This is a genomic window from Paenibacillus sp. KS1 (genome assembly GCF_001680695.1).
In the GTDB taxonomy this organism is placed as follows: Bacteria; Bacillota; Bacilli; order Paenibacillales; family Paenibacillaceae; genus Paenibacillus_B; species Paenibacillus_B suaedae.
Genome location: NZ_MAIS01000050.1, coordinates 21,383 through 45,210 on the forward strand (window position 1 = coordinate 21,383; position 23,828 = coordinate 45,210).

Below are 23,828 nucleotides of genomic sequence, written 5' to 3' on the forward strand. Positions count from 1 at the left end.
ATGTACTGCATCCCCTTATATCGCAAAAAGAGCGTGACCGAACAGATGGATTATCCATCTGCAAGGTCAACGCTCTCCCCTCTTATACTCGTCCGCGATTAACGACCACTATAGATTCCCCTGAATTGGAAACATCTATACGCAGGAACTGTTACGCAATTGCGACACGGATCGTCTTCTGCCCCAAATCAACGGATTCCATACCCTCTTGAGAACCAAACGACAAGTTCGCAACGAGTACGTTATCACGCAGTGTGGACTCGAACGCTTGAATCGCCGCTTGCAATTGCGCATCGACATCCAGAACGATATCGACCCGTTTCTCAATTGGCAGATCAAGCTTCTTGCGCAAGTCTTGGATACCGCGAACAACTTCGCGAACCCAGCCCTCTTGCTCGAGTTCCGGCGTAATCTCCGTATTCAATGCGACTGTAATTTGATAACCTGATGCTGATGCGAAGCCAGATTTCGCTTGCTTCTCAATCAGAAGCTCCTCACGTGTCACCTCGAAGCTCTCACCGTCTTGGTTCGTGAAGTTCCATACACCGGATTCGACGATACGACGAGTGTCCTCAGCAGCCATCGACTTCAGAGCGCCCTGCAGGACACCGACATTTTTGCCGTATTTCTTGCCGGCTACTTTGAGGTTAAGCTTCAATGTGAAATCAACAAAGCCGGAGTCGCTTGTCTCGAGGCGAATCTCCTTCACATTGATCTCTTCCTTGATGACTTCTTCATAAGCCTCCAGATGGAACTCTCGATCCATGGACACGATAAGCTCAGACAGCGGTTGACGCGTTTTGATGCCTGTTTCATTACGTACGTTGCGTGCCAGCTCAACGATTTCACGAGCTGTTTCCATATCGCGTTCCAATTCGGCATCTATCAAGGCTTGATCTGCAACAGGATAGTCAGCTAAATGCACACTCTCGCTTGTGCCGCCAAGATTCATGTAGATGTCTTCTGCAATCATCGGTGCATATGGCGCGATAAGTTTGGACAACGTGAGCAGAACACGGCGAAGCGTTTGGTAGGCGGACAATTTGTCCTCTGTCATCTCGCTGCCCCAGAAGCGGTCACGGGAACGGCGGATGTACCAGTTGCTCAACTCATCGATGTAAGACTCGATAGCTTTTGCCGGATTCAAGAAGTCATTCGCTTGCAGTCCTTTGCTTACACTTGCGATCAGCGTATGCAAGCGAGACAAGATCCAACGATCCAGCTTGTTGTTCGACGGACGCTCTTCATATGCACTAGCATCATATTGATCAATGGAAGCATACAACGCATAGAAGGCATGCGTGTTCACAAGCGTATCAATTACTTTGGATTTCGCTTCTGCTACGATTTGCTTCGAGAAGCGCTTCGAGTTCCAAGGTGCACTATCCGACAGCAATGCCCAGCGGAATGCATCTGTACCGTACTCATTGATAATATCCCATGGGTCGATAACATTACCCTTCGATTTGGACATTTTCTGTCCATTTTCATCGAGCACGTGACCCGTTGAGATAACGGCCTTGTATGGCGCTATGCCTTTATACAGTGTTGCAACAGCGAGCAAGCTGAAGAACCAGCCGCGAGTCTGGTCAATTCCTTCACAGATGATGTCTGCAGGGAACTGTTCTTCGAACTTCTTCTCATCTCCGAACGGATGATGGTGCTGAGCGAATGGCATCGAACCACTATCGAACCATACGTCAATAACTTCTGACGTACGTTCCATCACACCGTGTTCGCAATGCGGACAGTGCAGCTTAACTTCATCCACATATGGCTTATGCAGCTCCAGGTTCTCATCTACCGGCATCGTCGCACGATCGCGCAAGTCTTGATGGCTGTCTGGCGAGTATTCACCTTTACAGGATCCGCATACCCATACGTTTAGCGGTGTGCCCCAGTAACGGTTACGGCTAATATTCCAGTCCACCAAGTCTTCCAAGAAGTTGCCGAAGCGGCCTTCGCGAATATGACCAGGGTACCAGTCGACCTTGCTGTTATTTGCTATTAATTGATCTTTAACCGCTGTCGTCTCAATGAACCACGATTCTGTCGCATAGTAGAGAAGCGGCGTTTTGCAGCGCCAGCAGAATGGATAGCTGTGCTCGTATTTTTCTTTGGAGTACAAGGTTCCGTTCTCAGACAGCTTCTTCACGATGTCGATATCGCAATCCTTCACGAAGCGGCCTGCAAAATCAGTAATCTCATCGTTATAGCGGCCTTGGGCATTCACAACACTGATGAAGCTAATTCCGTTCTCACGGCAACTCTTGTAGTCGTCTTCACCGTGAGCCGGGGCCATATGAACGATACCCGTACCGCTGGAATCTGTTACGAAATCAGCAGCGACGATAAGATGTCCCTTCTCGGGCACAACATATGGGAATGGAGCAGCATACGTCTTGCCAATGAACTCAGAGCCTTTATGCTCAGACAAGATCTTGTACTCGCCCTGCATCACATCTTCAACCAGATTTTTCGCAACGATATATACACCGTCTTCTTGCTGAACGCGAACATAATCCATGTTCGGATTCATCGCAAGTGCAGCGTGTGCTGGCAATGTCCACGGTGTGGTTGTCCAAGCAAGCACATATTCGCCATTGTCATGCAGCTTGAACTTCACAGTTGCAGATAAATCCTTAACCGTTTCATAGCCTTGTGCTACCTCATGCGAACTGAGTGTCGTTTGGCAGCATGGGCAATATGGACTTACACGGTGCCCACGGTACAACAATCCTTTTTTATGAATCGTGGACAGGATGTGCCACACACTTTCAATATAGTTGTTATCAAGCGTGATGTATGGATCATCGAGATTCGTCCAGTACCCGATCGCTTCCGTAAGCTCACGCCACTGCTTCTCATATTCGAATACACTCGCTTTACATTTTTTAACGAATGCTTCTACCCCATAGTTCTCAATTTCCTGTTTGCCAGAAATGCCAAGCTGCTTCTCAACACCAAGCTCTACAGGTAGACCATGTGTATCCCAGCCCGCTTTACGCACGACACGATAGCCGGACATTGTCTTGTAGCGGCAAATAAAGTCCTTAATTACACGTCCAAGCACGTGCCCAATATGAGGCTTTCCGTTTGCTGTAGGCGGTCCTTCATAAAATACGAAATTAGGTTTGTCTGCGCGATGCTCGATGGACTTGGCAAATGTATCTTCCGCGTTCCATTTCGCCAATACACGTAGCTCCCGTTCCCGGGCGCGTTCTTTGACATCAACTTTTCTCACAGTGATACTTCCTTTCTTCGATACATAATTGAGGAAACAAAAAAACCTCCTCCCAAAAAGGGACGAGGTTCTGCTCGCGTTACCACCCTTGTTCCGTCCAACAATGACTTACAACATTGTCGTACGGCACCTTCATCATGCATGCTTCTCCAAGCATACAAGCCCCCAATAACGGAGGGGATCCGGATATGCTTACTACGCCAGCCTTAATCCAACCAACTGCATTCGGCATATCTTCTCTGGGATGATGTCTGAACACGATTCGTTCGTCGGTTCTCACCTGCTCCGACTCTCTGAAGAACGGATGGGCGTGTCAGTGCGTTCCCGTCATTGAATATCACGTTATTAATACATATTTATATCGTGTTTTGCGGCAAATGTCAATCAGCCGCCCCTACGACTAATACAATTCTTTAACTTCCTTCACTTCTTCACGCTCAAGCGCATCCCAGCCGTCTTGATTGAGCAGCTCCATCTGAGCCTCAACCAATGTGCGGAAGCGTGCACGATAGATCGAGGATTGCTTCTTAAGCTCCTCAACTTCCAACGCAACTTTGCGCGACTTCGCCAGTGCATCGTTCACGATGCGATCTGCATTTTTCTCAGCTTCTTTGACGATAAGCTGTGCTTCCTTCTTCGCATTGCTCTTCACTTCATCCGCAGCTTCTTGTGCAACGATGATCGTTTTGCTCAAGGTTTCCTCAAGATTCGCGAAATGGTCAAGCTTGTCCTGCAAGGAGTTTGCATGGTTTTGCAGTTCCTTGTTCTCGCGAATTAGCGCTTCATAATCTTTAATAATCTGATCGAGGAACTCGTTAACAGCGTCCTCATCATAACCGCGCAGCTTGCGGCTAAATTCCTTGTTATGTATGTCTAGTGGTGTCAATGGCATCGTGTGCACCTCCTCAAAATTACAAAAGCATGCGGCAAATCATGTCTTTTCGAACCCTCTTAGCTGCAAACGTACAAACTACAGCGAGCTCAACGTGTATAAGTACCTACCGAAATACGCATGCGGCCTTTTTTCGATACGCCTTCAATTTCTATTACTTTGAATCGTCCGAACCCTTGCAAGGAGACAACATCCCCCGCTTGGAGCTGGGTGGACGGATTTTCTTCTACCTTCCAGTTCACCTTGCATCTCCCCGCCTTGATCGGGGTTACGATCTTCGTTCGGCTAAGTCTGAATACATCGCTGGAAATGCCATCCAATCGAAGGGATGCAACACTTATGGACATCATATTCAGCTCTGCATGAGCAGTCCGAAGCTCGGATAATGGGACAATCTCGGTCATTACATTCACGCGATGTACCTGACGCAGATGTGTATCGAGAAAAGCCCCAATTTCTTCTGTGATCACAATGTGGCAACGATCATCGTTAACGTGAATATCGCCAATTTTGTCTCGCTTTATGCCAAGCCCGAGCACAGCTCCCAAGAAATCGCCATGCTCAAGCTGCCCCCAATTGCGGTCGGAAGAAGTAATTTGAAGGACTTGCATCCCCATTTCTTCTCCGTCTGCGTATACATAATCGGGAGCAATGAGCGCACGCTTGCGTTCGGCCTGCTCATGCCCTCCATCCAAGCGCAGCTGAACATCAGCATTCCGATTGACCAATGTAGCCACAATGAAAGCTTGTCTCGGATCCAAAAAATCAGTACGACGGATCTCGTGGACTTGCGCCGCACGTTCCACCCACTCCGCAGCGCGATCGACAAACACACGCTCATCAGGGTGAAAGTGCGTATAAATATTTTCATTTGCTGTCATCACTAGCACTCACCTATTGCTAAATAAAATACTGAAGTACAGCAATTACACCTCTGTACACGAACTCAAGCGTGAACAATGCCACGATTGGGGAAATGTCCAGCATCCCGCCGATTGGCGGGATAATACGGCGGAACGGAGCCAAATAAGGCTCAACAATCTTGCCTAGAATTTCGCCGATAAAGCTCTCGCGTACATTAGGTACCCAAGACATCAAAATATAAACAATAATTAACCATCTGTATATGTTGAACAGGTAATACACGTATTCAGCTATCTGATACTCCAACAAGGTCACCTCGTTTGCATGTTTTCGTAATCGTCGTGTAGGATTTCTGTGATGGAACCTTGAATTTCAACCTGCTCGGGGGTACACACGAATATATTTCCACCAACCTTGGATATGTTTCCGCTTAATGCATAGACCGTGCCACTCAAGAAATCAATAATCCGAAAAGCTTGATCCTTCCGAACTCTTTGCAAATTCACGATAACCGAGCGCCGTGAACGCAAGTGATCCGCAATCTCTTGGGCCTCATCATAAGAACGCGGCTCATATAGCACCATCTTGGAGGACTTCTGTGAGTGTATGCTCACTACATTAGCAGCCTTAGAGGATTTGCGCTGGTCAAAATTCGGCGCTTCTACCTCTTGCTCGTTCATATCCGTTACTACCTTCTCACGCTCAATGATTTCTTCTTCTTCTTGAAGTCCTAGAAAATTCATAAATCGGTTCATTACACCCATTACGTTTCCCCTTCCTTCCCAACTAGGACGGATCCAAATCTCAGCCATGTCGCCCTCTCTTCCACAGCGACTTCAAAATCATTGGGCATCCCCATCGATAAGTGCGGCAATGATATGGACAACGATGATCCAAATTCGCCTCGCAACTCACGTAATATGCCGTAATCTGCGAAATAAGGGTCTCGTCTGTTCCGGTTCAGCTTCGTATGGAGCCATCGTCATTAGTCCAATCGGCTCAATATGAGGAAACGCGCGCAATTGCTCCACAAATGCCGCGGCTTGTTCCGGTTCTAATCCATGCTTGGATTCCTCACCCTAGATATTCACCTGAATGAAGCAGCGAATGTTCCGCCCTATAGCTTCGATTCGTTGCTGCAGCGTCATTCTGTCATCCCTTCTTCCAGCCAATCCAACTCATCATGCGACCGGTCGTCCCGCCCTCCATTCGGTGGGAATAGAACATATCTATATTGCAGCCGGTGCACAGTGTAGTACATTCGATATTTGTTGCCAAAATTCCTGCTTGGATCAACAAATGTCGATTCAATTCACGCAAATCAAGCATAGCATGCCCAGATGTTGTCGGACGGATGATATCATTCTGAACTTGCTCCGCTTGTGGATCGCCTGCGAGCACACGCCGCACTTCGCCAATTACGCGCTCGTCCACCTCATAGCAGCAGGAGCCAATCGATGGTCCAATCGCTGCTTGAATATGCTCAATACGGCAGCCAAACTGATCCTGCATCTTATGTACCGTTGCAGCGCCAATATTGCTGACGGTTCCTTTCCACCCTGCATGTGCAAGACCGACCACGCGCTGGATCGGATCTAAGAACATCAATGGAACACAGTCGGCATAAAATGAAGTCAATAGAACTCCCGTAACATCAGTAACCAAAGAATCCGTATTTTGAATCGCATCTTCACGATTCAGCCTTCCTTTTCCTCGTTCTTCCTCTGTAACGACATGAACATGACTTCCATGCACCTGCTCACCACATGTCCATGCTTCAAATGGCATGCCGCACGCTTTGGCGACAAGCTCGCGATTATGGATGACATCTGCCTCATTATCGTGTACATGCAGCGCACAATTCAATGAGTTAAAATGCTCACTGCTCACGCCGCCATTTCTTGTTGTGAAACCAGCCGTCAACTCTGGATAAGCCTCTGTCCATTTCTTGACATTCAATAGGACAGGCCCTTCTGCTGCCTCAGGCTTCTGTAATTGAAATGGTTCCATGACGATAATCACCTCACCGTACAGTTTACCACAAACCGAACGGTGAAGCCTATTGTTTCTGTACAAAGGCAGTGCTGTCATATTCTTCAGTTCGCGCCTGCTTCATTTCCTCCATTTTCACCAGAACGACATCAGCGCCGATCTTAACAATATTTCGCCAAGGAATGATCAACTCGCTTCCGCCACCGAACAACCCCATGAACTTACTGTAATTGGGAACAACGATGGATTCAATTCTTCCCTGTTTCATATCGAGCTCTACATCGCTTACTTGACCTAATTTCTTGCCGTCGATAATGTTGATTACATCCTTCGTTTGAAAATCAGAAATTTTCATCGCAATCACCATTCCACTAGGAATTTGACCGTAGCCAGCGTACATACCTTAGTATATGAATGCATTGGGCAAAATGCCCTGACAGACATAAAAAAAAGCCGCCGCTTAACCGCGGACGGCTTATCTGTTCAAACTAGGTATTTACGTGCGAACATGCTTCTGCATCTGATTGATTGCGGATTTCTCTAGCCTAGATACTTGCGCTTGTGAAATGCCAATCTCGTCTGCAACTTCCATTTGGGTTTTGCCTTCGAAAAAACGCATCGATAAAATCATCTTCTCACGTTCGTTCAACTTCCGCATTGCCTCACGCAGCACGATCTCTTCGATCCATGACACGTCCTTATTCTTCTCATCGCTAATTTGATCCATCACATAAATCGGATCGCCGCCATCATGATAAATTGGCTCGAACAAGGACACAGGATCTTGAATCGCATCAAGTGCGAACACGACATCTTCCTTCGGAACATTCAACGCCTCCGAGATTTCGTGAATCGTCGGTTCACGAGAATTCTGATTGGTTAAGGAGTCACGCACTTGCAATGCTTTATACGCGATGTCCCGCAAGCTTCTGGACACCCGGATTGGGTTATTGTCCCGCAAGTATCTGCGAATTTCTCCGATAATCATCGGAACCGCATATGTAGAGAATTTAACATTCTGACCAAGGTCGAAGTTGTCAATGGCTTTCATTAATCCAATACAGCCAACTTGGAATAAGTCATCAACGAATTCGCCTCGGTTGTTAAATCGCTGGATCACACTCAATACGAGCCTCAAATTACCGTTTACCAGCTTCTCCCGAGCCGATAGCTCATTTCGCTCCTGTAATGACACGAACAATTCCCTCATTTCGGCGTTCGTGAGGACGGGCAACTTCGATGTATCGACACCGCAAATTTCGACTTTGTTTCGGGTCATTCGTATTACCTCCCAGGGATGAAACATTAATGTACATTATCTCCCCGGGGTGCTTTTTTATTCCTGCGTTTCCTGCGCCTGATTAGTTCCGATTGAGCCGTATTCCGCACCCGTTCAAGCAGTGAAACGTTTACACCATCTTATTAAATTCTTTGCGCAAACGCTTAATAATCCGTTTCTCAAGCCGGGAAATATACGACTGGGATATGCCCAGCATATCGGCCACATCCTTCTGTGTCTTCTCTTCTCCATCTGTCAATCCGAAGCGCAGCTCCATGATCATTCGTTCCCGATCACTTAGCTTATCCAAGGCTTTGTGCAGCAGTTTGCGGTCAACCTGCTCTTCAATATTTTTATAAATTGTATCGTTCTCTGTTCCGAGCACATCCGATAACAGCAATTCGTTGCCATCCCAATCAATATTGAGCGGCTCGTCGAAGGATACTTCCGTTCTTGTCTTGCTGTTACGTCGCAAATACATCAAAATTTCATTTTCGATACAGCGCGATGCGTACGTAGCAAGCTTGATTTTCTTTTCTGGATCAAAGGTGTTAACAGCCTTAATCAGTCCAATAGCACCGATCGAGACCAAATCTTCAATATGGATGCCTGTATTTTCAAATTTGCGCGCAATATAAACAACGAGACGCAAATTACGCTCAATCAACATTGCTCGTACTGCTGACTCCCCGGTCGACAGCCGTGACAGCAAAAATTCCTCTTCTTCCCTTGTTAATGGTGGAGGCAGCGCCTCGCTTCCGCCAATATAATAAATCTCATCCCGCTTCAGTCCTAGCCAGAATAACAGCCGATAATAGTGAAGCTGCATCCTCAGTTTCCATTGCAAACGCATCGCCAATCCTCCTACAACTTAGTGATGACAGGGTCGTTCGTATAGGTACATCAGTATAATCGATAGAATAATAGCAATGTTCATCCTAGCAGGCCGCTTACGAAGCGCGGTGAGTAGAATCCGGCATAGCATGATAGGCAGACTCATTCTCTGAAGTTTGCAGCAAATCTGGATGCACGATAGCTTGGAAGGCACCATCATGTGACAATGTCCCGCCATCCAACCCGATAATTACTTTCGTACATAGATAAGTCTCGTTCTCCGTGCTTATCCGAACCGAATCCGGACGCAGTCCCATCATCCACTGCATGTCACGATTCACCCCACGATAAGGGATGAGCCGTAGCCGGGATTCGTCCAGCATTCCTCCGTCTTCACTTGTTCCCTTCCAAGACTGAAGCATATCAAATGGCTGCTCTGACCGAAGCCTCTTCAACCATTCAGAAGGCAGAACGCCCTCCCACAGCCTCGACTCCGTTACCACTACAGGCGCTCCTCCTAGTGGGTCTCGCAGATGATTTCCCGTATCTACGAGTCCTGTACAATGTCGAACTGTATCGCCTATATAGATATCCAATTGCACCAGCTGCTTCACTACCTGCTGCTGTCTTGTACTATGTCGCCATACGAGACGGAATAATGCGTAAGAGGCAGGAAGAGCTACTACGAGAAAGCCGATTCCAGCTTGAAAGGTAGTGCGATGAGCATCCATCCATTGTGTCGCACGATCGGATATTGTCCAAGCCCGCGCATCCTGCAGCAAATATTGCAGCCCAAATGCCCCGCCAGCAATGACAAAGGCCGAAAAATAAAAGACAGCAACATTTTTAAGAAAATATCCGGCATTCTGAAATCCAAACGCCAAGATGATCATAAGAATAGATAAGAGTAATTTGCCAACATACGTATAGAGGATCGGATAAGAAGGAATAAAGAGCACTGCTGCATACGCAGTACCCAAGCCTGCTGCGGCAACGATCCGCCAGCGCGAAAACTGGATTCCGCGGATCTTCGCAGTCATTCGCAGCAGCGTCCAATCCAATACTAAGTTTAGGCCGAAAAGAAGATCGGCATAGATGACGGTCAATGCGCTTCCCTCCTTTTTCTGCCGCCAACTATTGGGAAGTTATTAATTAGTATAAAGAGTGATGTATTCGAAGTCTGTCTAATGATGGGTGTGGAATGGCACTTTTTTTGTCGATCATTCCAATCTTCATCGGGAAGGACCATTAGATAACAGCGCTAGTCGCCGTCGGAGATAGTTGTGGAAAATGCAAAAAGCGTCTGCCCTTAACGGGCAGACGCTTATAGTAAAGTAGTACGTATTATTCGTTATTTGTGCTGCGTGGACGGTTACGCAAAAACGTCGGAATATCCAGCTGATCAGACGCTGGTTGATTGCCGAACGGGCGCAAGGTAGACGAGGAACGAGATTCCTGAGATTCGCCAGAGCTTGAACTAGTCGAGCCAGTAGCTGGACGACGTCCTGGAATTGGCGCAGCCGGCTTGCTCTCGAATCCTGTCGCAATAACCGTAACTTTAATATCGTCCTTCATATTCTCATCGATGATCGCACCGAAGATCATATTTACTTCCACATCGGAAGCTTCCGTAACGATTTCTGCTGCTTCATTGACTTCATACAAGGACAGATTTGCGCCACCTGTAATGTTCATGATAACACCACGAGCACCATCAATGGAAGTCTCGAGCAATGGACTCATGATCGCCTTGCGTGCAGCTTCAGCAGCACGGTTCTCACCGTTCGCAACACCAATCCCCATCAAGGCAGAACCACGCTCAGTCATAATCGTCTTCACGTCCGCGAAGTCCAAGTTGATAAGACCTGGTACCTGGATCAAGTCAGAAATACCTTGCACAGCTTGACGGAGTACGTTATCAACCTCGCGGAAAGCTTCCAGCATTGGTGTCTTCTTGTCTACGATTTCTAGCAAACGGTCATTCGGGATTACGATAAGCGTATCTACCTTTTCCTTCAATGCTTCGATACCGATTTCTGCTTGCGAAAAACGCTTGCGGCCTTCGAATGTGAATGGACGCGTAACGACACCAACAGTCAATGCGCCGCATTCCTTCGCGATCTCAGCAATTACAGGAGCAGCACCAGTACCTGTTCCGCCTCCCATACCGGCAGTAACGAATACCATGTCTGCACCTTTCAGCGTATTGCTGATCAACTCGCGGGATTCTTCTGCAGCCTTCTTCCCTACTTCTGGGTTCGCACCTGCACCAAGACCGCGCGTCAATTTGTCGCCGATCTGCAGCTTGTGCTCGGACTTCGCAAAGTGAAGCGCCTGCGCATCCGTATTTACTGTAATAAATTCAACGCCCTGAACGCCATTATCAATCATTCGGTTAACCGCGTTGCTACCGCCGCCACCGACACCAATAACTTTAATTTGGGCCAACTGTTCCATCTCAAATTCAAATTCCAACATGAGTCCTCCATCTCCTCTTCATTGTGCACCGATGGCCTGAAGTCAACTTTTATTAAATGAATTCACTAAACATATTTTTTAACCGATCAATGAAGCTAGGTTTGTTTGATGATTCCATTGGAGTTGGCTTCCGAGTTGCCGCTTTCTTGGCGCCACCTGCACTGCGTGGACGAACGGAGCGCAACACATGATGCAATACCCCAACACCGCTTACGAATCCTGGATCGCGTACACCAATAAAGTCAGGTACCGCGATTCGTACCGAAGTCTGCATGGCAGCTTGGGCGGACTTCAGAACTCCAGGCATAGATACTGTGCCTCCAGACAGAATATATCCACCTGGCAGTTCCGTGAAGCCTAGTCGCTTCACTTCATTTTTGACAAGCTGGAATATTTCTTCCATACGCGGTTCGATGATGTTGGCAAGGAATACTTGATTGAATTCCTTCTCCACATTGCTGCCGATACGCGTTACTTTGAACACATGATCCTCTAGCGCGTCCTCAATCCATGCACAGCCGAACTTCAGCTTTACTTTCTCTGCATGGTCAGACATGGTTCGAAGACCATATGCGATATCGTTCGTAACGAAGTCCCCGCCAATAGGCAATGTAGACGTAGCAGCAAGCGTTCCATCTTGGAACACAGCAATAGTTGTAGCACCTGCACCGACATCTACAAGGACGGAGCCCATCATCTTCTCATCTTTAGACAATGCCAACTGCCCTCCGGCAAGAGACATTAATATTAGATCCTTGACATGCAAGCCAGCCTTCTCCACACAACGCAACAAGTTATGTACAGCTGTCTTCGCCCCAGTTATAATCGTGGCATCGACTTCCAAGCGAACACCTATCATGCCTCGAGGATCATGAATATCCTCCAGTCCATCAACAACATATTGCTTTGCAACCACGTCGATGATTTCACGTTCTGGTGGCAAAGCAATAACTTCTGCTGCTTTGAGCACACGCTCAATATCCTCTTCGCCAATCTCACGGTCTTCATTCGATACCGCGACAACTCCATGGCTGGATTGCAAGCCGATATGATTGCCTGATATGCCTACGTACACTTCCGTAATTTCAATGCCGACCATTCGCTCCGCATGCTCCACCGCATTACGAATTGACTGGACAGTCTGATCAATATCTACAATCGCACCTTTGCGAATACCTTCTGAGTCAGCAGATCCAACGCCGATAATTTGCAGCGTTCCGTTGTTAATTTCCCCGATGATAGCGCGCACTTTGGATGTACCGATGTCCAAACTCACAATGATGTCATTGCTGCTCAACCCGTGGCACCTCCTAGTTCCCAATCAATTGGTATGTTTGTATCCCCGGACACTTTGTATGTATTCAACAAAGTTTAGTCATTCCCTCTTTTTTCTACAAATTTTTTGAAGACAAATTCCTTCCATATAAGCAGTAACCGTCTTCTTTCTTAAAAACGTGAAGAAAAAAGAAGGAGAGAACGGAAATACCCATAAGTTTTATTCTAGCATTTTTTCCGTTTATTGAGTAGAGTTTTTTTATCTCTCCATATTTTGCTCATTCATGGATGAACCATTGTCTTATTCCGTTTCCTTGTTTGTTTCTTGGCCTTTCTCAGGTTCCTTTATATCATTCTCTGCGTCAGCTCCTTTTTCCTGCTCAGATCCACGTACTTTCTCATTTGTATTCTCCGAGCCGGTGCCTTCCTTATTCTGCTCTGAGCTTTCAGCTTCTCCCTTGTCCTCTTTGGCTCCCTCGATAGCCTCGATGTCATTTGGCAGGCTGGAATACGGAATATACGAGTCTGCCTTCAGCATCGTTATCCGTCCAGGAGACTGAGATTCCACGACACCGCTCAAGTAAGCTATCTTATCAGGAAGTAGAGGCACAGTCGTAACCACTTCGAACCCAGAACGTGTATACATCTTAATCCGATCAGGATAAGAAGAGGACGGGTAGTAGCGGATCTCCGAAATATCAGCCAGCAGCCCTCTTGGCGTAGCCGCAAGTGCTTTGCTTAGCTCGGTCTTCAATTCGGCTTGACCTTCCCACTGTGTAAGAACCGGCTTCTCCAGTACAAGCTTCTGCTTGTCCTTCAGCGAGATCACCGCACCGTTCTCCAAGCATGCTTGGATGCTCCCATCTTCCGTCAACTCATAAGCAACTGGAGCATATTCTTGAATATAAATTTCAATGACACTTGGGAACTGCTTGTCCACTTGAACCGATTTGACAAATGGGAACTCCGCCTTGATTCGTTCCGCAACAGAACTTTCACTCGTTCCGAAATACGGTTCACCCGGCTTCACACCACTGCTGCTGCTTAATTGTTCATAACTGACGAGGTGATTCCCAATCCAGCGAACTTCTTTTATTTTACTGATTGATGACCTGAAGAACAGGACAACAAGCAGCACAACTAGAAGGAAGAGGAGCAGCCATTTCACTCTGACACCTATCCGTTTCTTCCTCACCGGCTTATCAGGCAGCGGGGGTATCGTTCTCAATGACACTGGATTCATCCCCTTCTATCAATACACATTTCAAAGTAACTAGAAACATCAATATGAGAATTACTACAGTCCCCTTCCGTATCAAAGAAGGGGACCGAGTATAAATTATTGCATTATCCGTTGGCAATATCAAGCTTAGGCACAGACGTGATTCGTTCAATCTTCGCGCCGAGCCTAGTAAACATATGCTCGATACTGTCGTATCCGCGATCAATGTGATGAACATTCTCTACGACGGTACGACCGCTTGCGGCAAGCCCAGCAATAACGAGCGCCGCTCCTGCGCGCAGGTCGGTTGCCTCGACTGTCGAACCATACAATTCTGGCACACCTTTGATAAATGCATTACTCAGATCAACCCGAATATCTGCTCCCATTCTGGCGAGTTCCTCGACATGCCGGAAACGGCCTTCAAATACCGTCTCCTTCATCACACTTACCCCATCAGCAAGTGACAGTAACACCATCAGCTGAGATTGCAAATCAGTCGGGAACGCAGGATATGGCGACGTTACAATTCGCTCTACAGCCTTCGCTCTACCAAAGCTAGTTACGTTGATTATACCATCACTCGTTGCGATCTGAACACCGGCGCGGCGCAGGATATGGATTAGCGAAGTCAAGTGGCTCGCATGCGCATTGGTCAGCGTTACTGCTCCTCGGGTTGCCGCAGCGGCTATCATGAGCGTACCCGCTACAATGCGATCAGGCATCACTTCATATTGGCTTCCTCTTAGCTTCGTAACGCCTTCAACGACAATTGTGTCTGTACCGGCTCCTGACACCTGTGCACCCATGCTGTTCAGAAAATGCTGCAAGTCAACAATTTCCGGTTCTCTTGCTGCGTTCGTTATGACACTCGTTCCTTCTGCGAGAACGGCTGCCATCATCACATTCTCCGTGGCACCAACACTTGGAAAATCAAGATGAATATCTGTCCCAATGAGCCGTTCTGCACGGCATGTGATTCGATTGCCGCAATGCTCCAGCTCTGCGCCTAATGACTGCAGTCCACGCAGATGCAGATCAATCTTCCTCTCACCGATTGCACAGCCACCTGGCTGATAGATGTGAACCTCCTTAAACCTTGCAAGCAGCGGCCCCATCAAGAAAATAGAAGAACGCATCTGGCGCATCAAATCCTCCGGCACATGCGTGGAATGAGCGCCTGACGTATCAATGGAGACCGTCCCTCCATCTTGGATCGTCCTGCAGCCCAGACTTCGCATAATGTGCTGCATGACTTCGATGTCTAGCAATTGCGGAACGTTCTCTAGCCTAACGATGCCATCGGTTAGAATCGAGGCTGCCATAATTGGTAAAGCGGCATTTTTAGCTCCTTGGATACGAATCGTACCAGATAGAGGCCTTCCACCCTCAATCACCAATTTGTCCAATGTGTCACCTCCGAGATTACCGCTCACCCACTACTCGATTTTCGGCACCAACGCTGCATGATTGTATCTCTTGAATCATCTGTTGAATGCACGCTATAAGGGCAAGCACGTCTGACGCTGTTGCTTGACCGGTGATAACAATGAAATTGGCATCCCCTATGCTGAAGAGCTTAGCGTCGCATTTCCGACAAACCTGTTAAGCAGCGCAGAGGGCCGTATGCGAAAAATGCACAGTTTCCGTCATTTCACTCACCAATTTCCCTATCCCAGTTCAATCTCAGCAGTATCAATTATTCGTGACACATCCGACCCGTTCGCTCCTGCACTCATGGATACGGCGCTTCAGACCGTTCATGAATGCGCTCAGCATATTCAAGCCTCGACAGCTCTACACTGTGTGTGGATAGCTCCATCTTCATGAATGGAGGGTCGCTCCAGCATACCAATTTGCCTTCCTCGCTTCCGTGGCAAAGCCACGCCACACCATCTCACAAGGATTGTGAGCTGCCGCCAGCTATACTTAGGTTCATATTCACAAGCCGTGCAATCTTGAAGAGTGTACGACGAGGCAGCGGTCTGGGGGAATCTGTCACGATGTATAGAGTATATTATGTTCGGGCGAAACGTTGTGTGACAGGAGCCCATTCCCGATTCTTCTACTATATGACGTCCTGACAATTTCAGGACAATAGCTGCATCAAACCCCTTAAGCTCGTAAATGAGGCACAAAAAAATCGGGCAAGCTTACTTGCCCGATAATCGTTGTAATTCAGCTACTACTCTTGCAGCTGCGTCTGGCTGTCCAAAAGACTTGGCAGCGTCAGACATGTTTTTTCGCTTCGCTTCATCAGTCATCAACGACTTGATATGGCCGAACAAAGCTTCTGTCGACAGTTCTTTCTCGGTAATCATAATGGCTGCTCCCTCATCCTGCAAGGAGCGCGCATTCGCTTCCTGGTGATTGTTCGTCACATTTGGCGACGGGATCAAGATGGAAGGAATTCCGAGAGCAGTCATCTCTGCAAGTGAAGAAGCTCCCGCTCGACTGACAGCGAGCGTTGTTGCCGCAAGCACTTCAGGCATGTTGCTGATGTAAGGCAGGACATGCAGATGATTGCGAACTGCATCACTCGTCTGCAGCACAGCCTTCCGTGTATTTTCATAATAGTTCTGCCCCGTCACATACACGAAGTGTACATCCGGCAATTGCTTCAGTAATGGCACCATGCCGATCATCGCTTCGTTCACTGCCTTTGCACCTCGGCTACCGCCTACGATGAGGACAATTCGGCTGTCGCTCGGCAATCCGAGAGTCGCGAAGCCGCGTGCTTTCTCCGCTTCCATCACTGCCGTTGCTCGCGGATTCCCACAATAAACTACGTTTTTTGCTTTCTTGAAATACGGAGCCGATTGCTCGAAGCTAACCGCAACTGTACTCGTATATCGGCTTAGAAACGTATTCGTCAAGCCTGGAATCACATTCTGTTCATGAATGACGGTCGGAATTCCAAGCTTCGCTGCAGCGTATACAACGGGACCGCACACATATCCACCCGTTCCAACGACTACATCAGGCTTGAATTCTCTCAGCATTTCTTTGGCCTTGCCTACACCGCGAATGAAACGCATGATCGTCTTGAAGTTTTCCATTGAAAGCTTGCGGCGAAATCCTGTAATTTCAATCGCCCGAAAATCCAAGCCCTCTTCAGGAACGAGACGGCTCTCCAATCCCTTCTCTGTTCCGATATATAAAAAAGCGCTGCCGGGATACTGCTTCTCGCATTCCCTTGCAATGGCGACTGCCGGGTAGATATGTCCACCTGTCCCGCCACCGCTGAGCACGACGCGCATGACTTTCACCTCGCATAACGTGATATATTCAGTAAAATTCCTAGTGCAGTCAGCATTAAGGTCAGCGACGAGCCACCATAACTAATTAATGGCAGCGTTATTCCCGTAACTGGCATGAGTCCAATTACGACACCAATATTGATGATCACTTGAACTGCCACAATTCCAACAATGCCTGCCGCCAGCAGGCTGCCGAATTTATCAGGCGCCGTCAGAGCAGTTCGCATACCTCGCCACACTAAGATAAGAAATAAAATCAAAACCGTAACTGCACCTAAAAATCCTAGTTCCTCTGCTAAAATCGAGAAGATAAAATCAGTTTGCGGCTCAGGCACATAGCTATATTTCTGGCGGCTTGCACCGAGGCCAAGTCCCATAAGACCGCCTGGCCCTATAGCAAATAACGACTGGATCGATTGGTATCCAGCCCCCAGCGGATCCTGCCAAGGATCAAGAAATGCGGTAATCCGCAGAAGCCGATAGGGCGCAGCGAGCACGAGTCCAACGAACCCAGCTACCCCAACTGCAGCAAGCGACAGCAAATGCTTCATCTGAGCTCCCGCCACAAAAATAACAAGCAGCACCGCACCAACCATGACCGTTCCTGTACCGAGATCCGGCTGCAGCATGATAAGTCCGAACGCCGTTCCCATAATCGCAAGCGGCGGCAGCAGCCCCTTTGTAAAGCTCGTAATGCTCGTTTGCTCCTCGGAGAGCATTTTGGCCATGAACAGAATCATCCCGAGCTTCATAAACTCGGACGGCTGTATGCCAAACGAACCGATGCCTAGCCAGCTTCGCGCCCCACCCCGAACATTGCCGATTCCCGGAATGAGAACAACAATCAGGAGCACGAAGCAAATAAGAAGTCCAATCTTCGCATATCGCTTCCATACGCGATAGTCCGTATTCATCGTAACGAACATCGCAGCAATCCCCAGCAGAGCAAACAGCAATTGACGCTTAACGAAGTAGAACGAATCTCCATATTCCCGGAAGGCGAGAACAGCACCGGCGCTGTATACCATAATCATACCGATCGATAGCAGGGACAGTACCGAGACGATTAGCCACAAATCGGGCGCAGTGCGTGCTTTGACCATGCGGTACACCTCTATTAGGACAATGTAGGGGCTTGAACACCCCCCTACTACAGACTATGCACCGCCGCTTTAAACATGCGTCCCCGATCTTCATAAGACGGGAACATGTCCCAGCTTGCACATGCTGGTGACAAGAGAATGATATCGCCTGGCTTCGCATAAGCGTGCGCCATATCGACAGCTTCCTTCACTGCGTCGGCTGCATGATCTACATTGTCGACGACAGATATATCCGTTAAACCTGCCTTCTCGGCAACTTGTTTCATAATGTGACGTGTTTGGCCCATCGTAACAACTGCCTTTACTCGCTCTCCCATAATGGGGATCAGCTCATGGAAGTCCAGCCCTCGGTCAAGTCCACCCGCAATAAGAATAATATTGCGTTCGAATGCGCCCAATGCCATCAGGGTAGCCTTCGTATTCGTAGCCTTGGAGTTATTGTAGTACTTCACACCGTCCTGCTCGCATACGAATTCAAGACGATGCTCTACCCCTTGGAACGAACGCAGAGGCTCTGCAAGTGCTGAAGGCTCTACACCCGCTGCAATCGAAATGGCACACGCTGCCAAGGCGTTGTCCACGTTATATCTTCCTGGAATGCCGAGTTCCACGACAGAAAGAATCCGATGCATTTGGCCTGTGCCATCTGCATAGACGATCATTCGCTCCTCTTCCTTCGCCTCAACCTCATAGGATGGCTCTACGAATACGCCGCGCTCCACGCGCTTCATCGAAGATACCCACCACTTCGTCGCTTGAATATCGGATGCAAGACTACAGCAAGTCTCATCATCTGCGTTCAGCACCGCAATATCTTCGCTTCCCATATTGGCGAATAATCGTGCCTTCGAATTGACGTAATCCTCCATCGAGCCATGATAGTCAAGATGTGTCTCAGCAATGTTAAGCAAGCATGCAATGCGAGGGCGAAAAGCGCTTGTCCCCTTCAACTGGAAGCTGCTGAGTTCCACAACCAGTGTATTGTCCTCGTTCGCATCCTGAGCCGCCTGACAAAGCGGAGTGCCTATGTTGCCTGCAACAATCGGCTTCATTCCTGCAGCTTCCAACGTCTTGCCTACCCATGTTGTCGTTGTCGTCTTCCCATTGCTTCCCGTAATCCCGATAATCGGAGCTAGACTCAGCTGATACGCAACCTCCACCTCCGTTACGACCTCGATGCCGAGTTCCACAGCGCGGGCTACTGGAGGAGCCGTATAGGGGATTCCCGGATTTTTGACTACAAGCGCTACCTGCTCATCGATCAAGTTATCTGGATGATGCCCGCATACAACACAAATGCCCAAAGCTTCTAATACCGAGGCTTCGGGGCACTTGTCGCGATCCTTCTTATCATTGACGGTGACAATCGCACCGAACTTGTGGAACAATTGCGCTGCGCTGACGCCGCTCTTGGCTAAGCCAAGTACGACGACGCGCTTCCCTTGATACGTTTCTGGGTGATTCATTCGTTACATCCCCTTGTTGATCCATAATCCAAGTCCGGCTAATACGATTCCCGCAAGCCAGAACGTAATAACTACTCGCCATTCCGACCATCCGCACAGTTCAAAGTGATGATGGATCGGGCTCATCTTGAACACGCGCTTGCCGCGTGTCTTGAAGGATACGACCTGAATAATTACCGACAGCATTTCAATGACGAAGATACCGCCAATAATAATGATGAGCAGTTCTGTCTTCGTTAGAATCGCTACCGCTGCAATGGCTCCACCAATCCCGAGCGAGCCTGTGTCGCCCATGAATACCTTAGCTGGATGCGCATTGAACACGAGGAACCCGAGTACTGCACCAACCATAGCTGCTGCGCTGACCGCAGCCGATATTTCCGATGCCTGCATCGCGATGATTGCAAATGCCGAGAAGGCAATCGCACTTGTACCGGCAAGCAAGCCATCCAAGCCATCTGTGAAGTTGACCGCGTTGCTCACGGCAAGCATCATCAGGACGATGAACGGATAGTAGAACCATCCGAAATCAAGCCCTAGAGACGTCCCTGGTATCGAAATAACTGTACTGTGACCGGACTGCCACAACAGGAAGCAAATGAGTCCCGCACATATGAGCTGTCCAATCAGCTTCTGCTTTGCAGTTAAACCGAGCGAACGTTTAAAAATAATTTTAATATAGTCATCTAAAAATCCAATTAAGCCAAATCCAAGTGTTGCGATAAGCAGCACATAGAAATCGGTATCCATCACCGAAAATTTAAGGAAAGAGAGAGCAAACGCAAGTAAGATAATTGCGCCACCCATCGTTGGCGTTCCTGCTTTTTTCAAATGAGCCTTCGGACCATCGTCACGAACCTGCTGACCAAACTTCAACCTACGAAGAAGCGGTATCGTTAACGGGCCCAATATGACGGCTAGGAGAAAAGATACACCGATTGTCATTAACATCAACTTGAAGTCCAATCCTTACACCTCCCGTTACACACCCCATTAATGATGGACACTAGTCCATTCATTAACAACTTCTTCTAGTTTCATTCCTCTGGATGCCTTCACAAGCACGGTATCACCCGCCTGAACATGCTGCAGCAGGCAAGCCTTCAATGCTGCCTTATCATCAAATGAATAAACGGCGTTCTCTGCAAAATGTTGCAGGGCACCCGATCCAATTTCACGGCCCAGTTCGCCATACGTGAGCAATAGATCCAAGCTGCCCGGGCTTATGGATGCTCCTACTTCATAGTGGAGCCTCGCCTCATCAGGGCCTAGCTCTAGCATATCGCCAAGAATCGCAATCCGCTTGCCGCCCTGCAGTCCAGCAAGCACGTCAAGCGCCGCCTTCGTCGCAGTCGGACTTGCATTATAGGCATCATTTAACAACACCCATCCGCCAGACGTAATCGTCCGTTCAAATCGCATCCCGCTTATTTGTGCATTGCCAAGACCATGCGCAATCTGCTCGTCAGCCAGACCGAACAAGCGGCCTATTGCAATAGCAGCCAACGCGTTAATGACATTGTGCTTGCCTAAGAGCGGAAGCTCGACAGTCAACGCCTTCTGACTGCCTGATGCCGCAACCGTGAATGTCGTCCCCGCCTCATGAAGATCGATATGCTCTGGTCGAACATCACACTGCATACCTGCACCGAAGCGAATAACTGACATATGCTCAGGCCGCTTCGTCGCTTCTTCTGAAAGTGCCATGTCAACGAGTGGTTCGTCTCCATGACAGATGAGCACTCCATTTTCTCGTAGTCCGCTAGTAATTTCTAGCTTAGCACGCGCAATCTCTTCCCGGGAACCAAGCTGCAGCAGATGCGCTTCCCCGATGTTTGTAATGACTGCTGCGTCAGGCTGAGCGATGGAAGACAGAAGTTCAATTTCACCTCTTCCGCTCATCCCCATTTCGAGAACTGCAATTTCCGTATCTTTCGGCATGGACAATATCGTTAACGGAAGGCCAATATGATTATTGAAATTGCCATCCGTCTTGTGAACACGATAACGTTCCGCAAGAACAGAAGCAATCATATCCTTCGTGGTCGTCTTGCCATTGCTGCCTGTAATGGCTACAACCTTAACCTGCTGCTGGGCTAAATAAGCTTGTGCCAGCCGCTGAAGCGCCTCTAATGTGTTGTCCACCATAATGAGCGGATAGCCTTGCGGCATATCATCATGATTGGACTGCCACATCGCAGCCGCTGCCCCATCCTTCAAGGCTTGATCCACATACAGATGTCCGTCGAATCGTTCCCCTTGAAGCGGCACGAACAATACACCAGAATCGATCTTGCGCGAGTTCGTGCTAACCCCTTTTACCGTGCGGTCTCCATAGGAGGGATCAGAGAGTGTCCCTCCACACAAGTCCGCTACTTCTCGTAACGTCGTTTCAATCACTGAACTTTGCCCCTTATCGCTTCTTTGGCCACCAAGCGGTCATCGAAGTCAAATGTTTCCTTGCCGATGATTTGGTAAGTTTCATGGCCTTTCCCCGCAATCAATACTACATCGTGCGGGCTTGCCATTTCAATAGCTTTCGTGATGGCAGCACGGCGATCAACGATGCATTCATAACGGCTTGGATCCAAGTTCACTTCATGAAGGCCCGCTACAATATCCTTAATAATCAAATCAGGGTCTTCCGTACGAGGGTTATCGGAAGTTACGATGGAATAATCCGCGTATTTCGCCGAGATTTTGGCCATCAGCGGACGCTTCGTACGATCTCGGTCTCCACCACAGCCAAATACACTGATGACACGTCCTTCAGCGAACTCCTTCACCGTCTGCAGCACATTCTCCAGTCCATCCGGTGTATGCGCGTAGTCCACGATCACGGCAAAGGATTGTCCTGCCTCAACAGCTTCTACACGCCCGTCAACCCCAGCAACACTTTCAAGGCTCACACGAATCGCATCCAGTTCGATGCCTTCAATGAGTCCTACAGCAATCGCTGCTAATGCATTGTACACATTGAACTTACCAACCATACGCAGCTGAATGTCTGCCGAGCCTCTGAATGAATGAACTGTGAAGCTCGTTCCTTTTGCCGTAATCCGAATATTCTCGGCACGAACATCCGCCTGCTCTGTCATGCCATACATGATCGTCTCAGCGGTTGTCATGCTTGCGAAGTATTCAGAGGCCGGATCATCTGCGTTGAGCACCGCATAGGAGCGATCTTCCTCAGCGTCAGAGAATGTATTGCCTAGCCGTGAGAACAACAGGCCTTTGGCTTCACGATATGCTTCCATCGTCTCGTGATAGTCCAGATGATCTTGTGTTAAGTTCGTGAAGACAGCCGTACGGAAACGGCAGCCTTGTACACGTCCCTGTACGAGTGCGTGGGAAGATACCTCCATAGCCACGGCATCTACACCCTCGTTCACCATGTCATGAAGCGACTTTTGCAGTTCGAAGGCATTCGGGGTTGTACGCGACATTGGGAATACCTTGCCTGCATAACGCATTTGAATCGTTCCGATGACACCTGCATTTCGCTTCGCATCATTCAAGATTTTTTCAATCAAATACGTGGTTGTTGTCTTACCGTTCGTTCCCGTAATGCCAATTAGATTCATACTGCGGCTAGGTGAACCATAGAACGCATCTGACAGTACTGCAAGTGCATGTCTAGCACTCTTCACAATCAATTGAGGAACTGGCAGTTCCAATTCACGTTCTACCACAAGTGCAGCTGCACCAGCTTGAACCGCCTGCTCTGCATAACGATGACCGTCTTCGGCCGTACCAGAAATACAGAAGAACAGATCCCCCTGCGCCACATGGCGTGAATCCATCGCGAGTCCTGTTACGACTGTATGTTCGTCTCCCTTGCACTTCGCTGTCAGCATTCGTGAGCAAGCTTCAGCCAATTGCATCTGTTGCATGAATTATTCCTCCGTCTCTTTCTCTT

22 protein-coding genes are annotated in these 23,828 nt (G+C 48.4%); all 22 read right to left on the bottom strand.

The window, feature by feature from the left end:
• Positions 1 to 151: 151 nt before the first annotated feature.
• On the bottom strand, positions 152 to 3,244 hold the full coding sequence (gene ileS, locus BBG47_RS17035; RefSeq protein ID WP_065292683.1) for an isoleucine--tRNA ligase: 3,093 nt from the start codon (positions 3,242 to 3,244) through the stop codon (positions 152 to 154).
• Positions 3,245 to 3,323: 79 nt separating this feature from the next.
• The gene (locus BBG47_RS29495; protein ID WP_139070715.1) at positions 3,324 to 3,524 is read right to left on the bottom strand and encodes a hypothetical protein; all 201 of its coding nucleotides are present in this window, start codon (positions 3,522 to 3,524) and stop codon (positions 3,324 to 3,326) included.
• Between the two features lie 120 nt (positions 3,525 to 3,644).
• A complete protein-coding gene (locus tag BBG47_RS17040) occupies positions 3,645 to 4,136 on the bottom strand; it encodes a DivIVA domain-containing protein (RefSeq protein ID WP_021256741.1) in 492 nt (163 codons plus the stop codon).
• 89 nt (positions 4,137 to 4,225) lie between these two features.
• Complete coding sequence (locus BBG47_RS17045) at positions 4,226 to 5,017, bottom strand: YlmH family RNA-binding protein (protein ID WP_065292684.1); 792 nt, start codon at positions 5,015 to 5,017, stop codon at positions 4,226 to 4,228.
• 19 nt (positions 5,018 to 5,036) lie between these two features.
• On the bottom strand, positions 5,037 to 5,309 hold the full coding sequence (locus BBG47_RS17050) for a YggT family protein (protein ID WP_036592436.1): 273 nt from the start codon (positions 5,307 to 5,309) through the stop codon (positions 5,037 to 5,039).
• Positions 5,310 to 5,311: 2 nt separating this feature from the next.
• Positions 5,312 to 5,764, bottom strand: a complete 453-nt coding sequence (locus BBG47_RS17055; RefSeq protein ID WP_021256744.1) for a cell division protein SepF — start codon at positions 5,762 to 5,764, stop codon at positions 5,312 to 5,314.
• Between the two features lie 147 nt (positions 5,765 to 5,911).
• Entirely contained in the window at positions 5,912 to 6,031 is a 120-nt protein-coding gene (locus tag BBG47_RS31400; RefSeq protein WP_397376487.1) for a hypothetical protein, read from the bottom strand.
• 121 nt (positions 6,032 to 6,152) lie between these two features.
• Positions 6,153 to 7,010: a peptidoglycan editing factor PgeF gene (pgeF, locus tag BBG47_RS17060; RefSeq protein WP_065292685.1), complete on the bottom strand. Its 858-nt coding sequence runs from the start codon at positions 7,008 to 7,010 to the stop codon at positions 6,153 to 6,155.
• Between the two features lie 49 nt (positions 7,011 to 7,059).
• Complete coding sequence (locus tag BBG47_RS17065; RefSeq protein ID WP_036592529.1) at positions 7,060 to 7,347, bottom strand: YlmC/YmxH family sporulation protein; 288 nt, start codon at positions 7,345 to 7,347, stop codon at positions 7,060 to 7,062.
• A 141-nt stretch (positions 7,348 to 7,488) separates the two neighbouring features.
• On the bottom strand, positions 7,489 to 8,271 hold the full coding sequence (sigG, locus tag BBG47_RS17070; protein ID WP_005548072.1) for an RNA polymerase sporulation sigma factor SigG: 783 nt from the start codon (positions 8,269 to 8,271) through the stop codon (positions 7,489 to 7,491).
• A gap of 130 nt (positions 8,272 to 8,401) precedes the next feature.
• Positions 8,402 to 9,124: an RNA polymerase sporulation sigma factor SigE gene (gene sigE, locus BBG47_RS17075; RefSeq protein ID WP_028531271.1), complete on the bottom strand. Its 723-nt coding sequence runs from the start codon at positions 9,122 to 9,124 to the stop codon at positions 8,402 to 8,404.
• Between the two features lie 97 nt (positions 9,125 to 9,221).
• Complete coding sequence (gene spoIIGA / locus BBG47_RS17080; RefSeq protein ID WP_065292686.1) at positions 9,222 to 10,211, bottom strand: sigma-E processing peptidase SpoIIGA; 990 nt, start codon at positions 10,209 to 10,211, stop codon at positions 9,222 to 9,224.
• 238 nt (positions 10,212 to 10,449) lie between these two features.
• Positions 10,450 to 11,583: a cell division protein FtsZ gene (gene ftsZ, locus BBG47_RS17085; RefSeq protein WP_065292687.1), complete on the bottom strand. Its 1,134-nt coding sequence runs from the start codon at positions 11,581 to 11,583 to the stop codon at positions 10,450 to 10,452.
• A gap of 52 nt (positions 11,584 to 11,635) precedes the next feature.
• Entirely contained in the window at positions 11,636 to 12,880 is a 1,245-nt protein-coding gene (ftsA, locus tag BBG47_RS17090) for a cell division protein FtsA (RefSeq protein ID WP_021256750.1), read from the bottom strand.
• 279 nt (positions 12,881 to 13,159) lie between these two features.
• A complete protein-coding gene (locus BBG47_RS17095; protein ID WP_065292688.1) occupies positions 13,160 to 14,092 on the bottom strand; it encodes a cell division protein FtsQ/DivIB in 933 nt (310 codons plus the stop codon).
• A gap of 113 nt (positions 14,093 to 14,205) precedes the next feature.
• Positions 14,206 to 15,489, bottom strand: coding sequence for a UDP-N-acetylglucosamine 1-carboxyvinyltransferase (gene murA / locus BBG47_RS17100; protein WP_065292689.1), 1,284 nt, complete (start codon positions 15,487 to 15,489; stop codon positions 14,206 to 14,208).
• A gap of 744 nt (positions 15,490 to 16,233) precedes the next feature.
• Positions 16,234 to 17,340 (bottom strand): undecaprenyldiphospho-muramoylpentapeptide beta-N-acetylglucosaminyltransferase, encoded by a 1,107-nt coding sequence (murG, locus tag BBG47_RS17105; protein WP_065292690.1) that lies wholly within the window; start codon positions 17,338 to 17,340, stop codon positions 16,234 to 16,236.
• A 5-nt stretch (positions 17,341 to 17,345) separates the two neighbouring features.
• Entirely contained in the window at positions 17,346 to 18,443 is a 1,098-nt protein-coding gene (gene spoVE / locus BBG47_RS17110; protein ID WP_021256754.1) for a stage V sporulation protein E, read from the bottom strand.
• 47 nt (positions 18,444 to 18,490) lie between these two features.
• Entirely contained in the window at positions 18,491 to 19,909 is a 1,419-nt protein-coding gene (gene murD / locus BBG47_RS17115; protein WP_065292691.1) for a UDP-N-acetylmuramoyl-L-alanine--D-glutamate ligase, read from the bottom strand.
• Between the two features lie 3 nt (positions 19,910 to 19,912).
• Positions 19,913 to 20,875, bottom strand: a complete 963-nt coding sequence (mraY, locus tag BBG47_RS17120) for a phospho-N-acetylmuramoyl-pentapeptide-transferase (protein ID WP_065292692.1) — start codon at positions 20,873 to 20,875, stop codon at positions 19,913 to 19,915.
• Between the two features lie 27 nt (positions 20,876 to 20,902).
• Entirely contained in the window at positions 20,903 to 22,309 is a 1,407-nt protein-coding gene (locus BBG47_RS17125; protein ID WP_065292693.1) for a UDP-N-acetylmuramoyl-tripeptide--D-alanyl-D-alanine ligase, read from the bottom strand.
• Entirely contained in the window at positions 22,306 to 23,793 is a 1,488-nt protein-coding gene (locus tag BBG47_RS17130; protein WP_175400559.1) for a UDP-N-acetylmuramoyl-L-alanyl-D-glutamate--2,6-diaminopimelate ligase, read from the bottom strand. The genes BBG47_RS17125 and BBG47_RS17130 overlap by 4 nt, the downstream gene beginning before the upstream one ends.
• Positions 23,794 to 23,828: the final 35 nt, after the last annotated feature.

Bases quoted from the DNA above. Each gene is read 5' to 3' on its own strand.
- spoVE (WP_021256754.1), bottom strand. From the start codon at position 18,443: ATGGTCAAAGCACGCACTGCGCCCGATTTGTGGCTAATCGTCTCGGTA.
- BBG47_RS17065 (WP_036592529.1), bottom strand. From the start codon at position 7,347: ATGAAAATTTCTGATTTTCAAACGAAGGATGTAATCAACATTATCGAC.
- sigG (WP_005548072.1), bottom strand. From the start codon at position 8,271: ATGACCCGAAACAAAGTCGAAATTTGCGGTGTCGATACATCGAAGTTG.
- BBG47_RS17130 (WP_175400559.1), bottom strand. From the start codon at position 23,793: ATGCAATTGGCTGAAGCTTGCTCACGAATGCTGACAGCGAAGTGCAAG.
- BBG47_RS17040 (WP_021256741.1), bottom strand. From the start codon at position 4,136: ATGCCATTGACACCACTAGACATACATAACAAGGAATTTAGCCGCAAG.
- ftsZ (WP_065292687.1), bottom strand. From the start codon at position 11,583: ATGTTGGAATTTGAATTTGAGATGGAACAGTTGGCCCAAATTAAAGTT.
- pgeF (WP_065292685.1), bottom strand. From the start codon at position 7,010: ATGGAACCATTTCAATTACAGAAGCCTGAGGCAGCAGAAGGGCCTGTC.
- BBG47_RS17045 (WP_065292684.1), bottom strand. From the start codon at position 5,017: ATGACAGCAAATGAAAATATTTATACGCACTTTCACCCTGATGAGCGT.
- BBG47_RS17055 (WP_021256744.1), bottom strand. From the start codon at position 5,764: ATGGGTGTAATGAACCGATTTATGAATTTTCTAGGACTTCAAGAAGAA.
- murG (WP_065292690.1), bottom strand. From the start codon at position 17,340: ATGCGCGTCGTGCTCAGCGGTGGCGGGACAGGTGGACATATCTACCCG.
- murD (WP_065292691.1), bottom strand. From the start codon at position 19,909: ATGAATCACCCAGAAACGTATCAAGGGAAGCGCGTCGTCGTACTTGGC.
- sigE (WP_028531271.1), bottom strand. From the start codon at position 9,124: ATGCGTTTGCAATGGAAACTGAGGATGCAGCTTCACTATTATCGGCTG.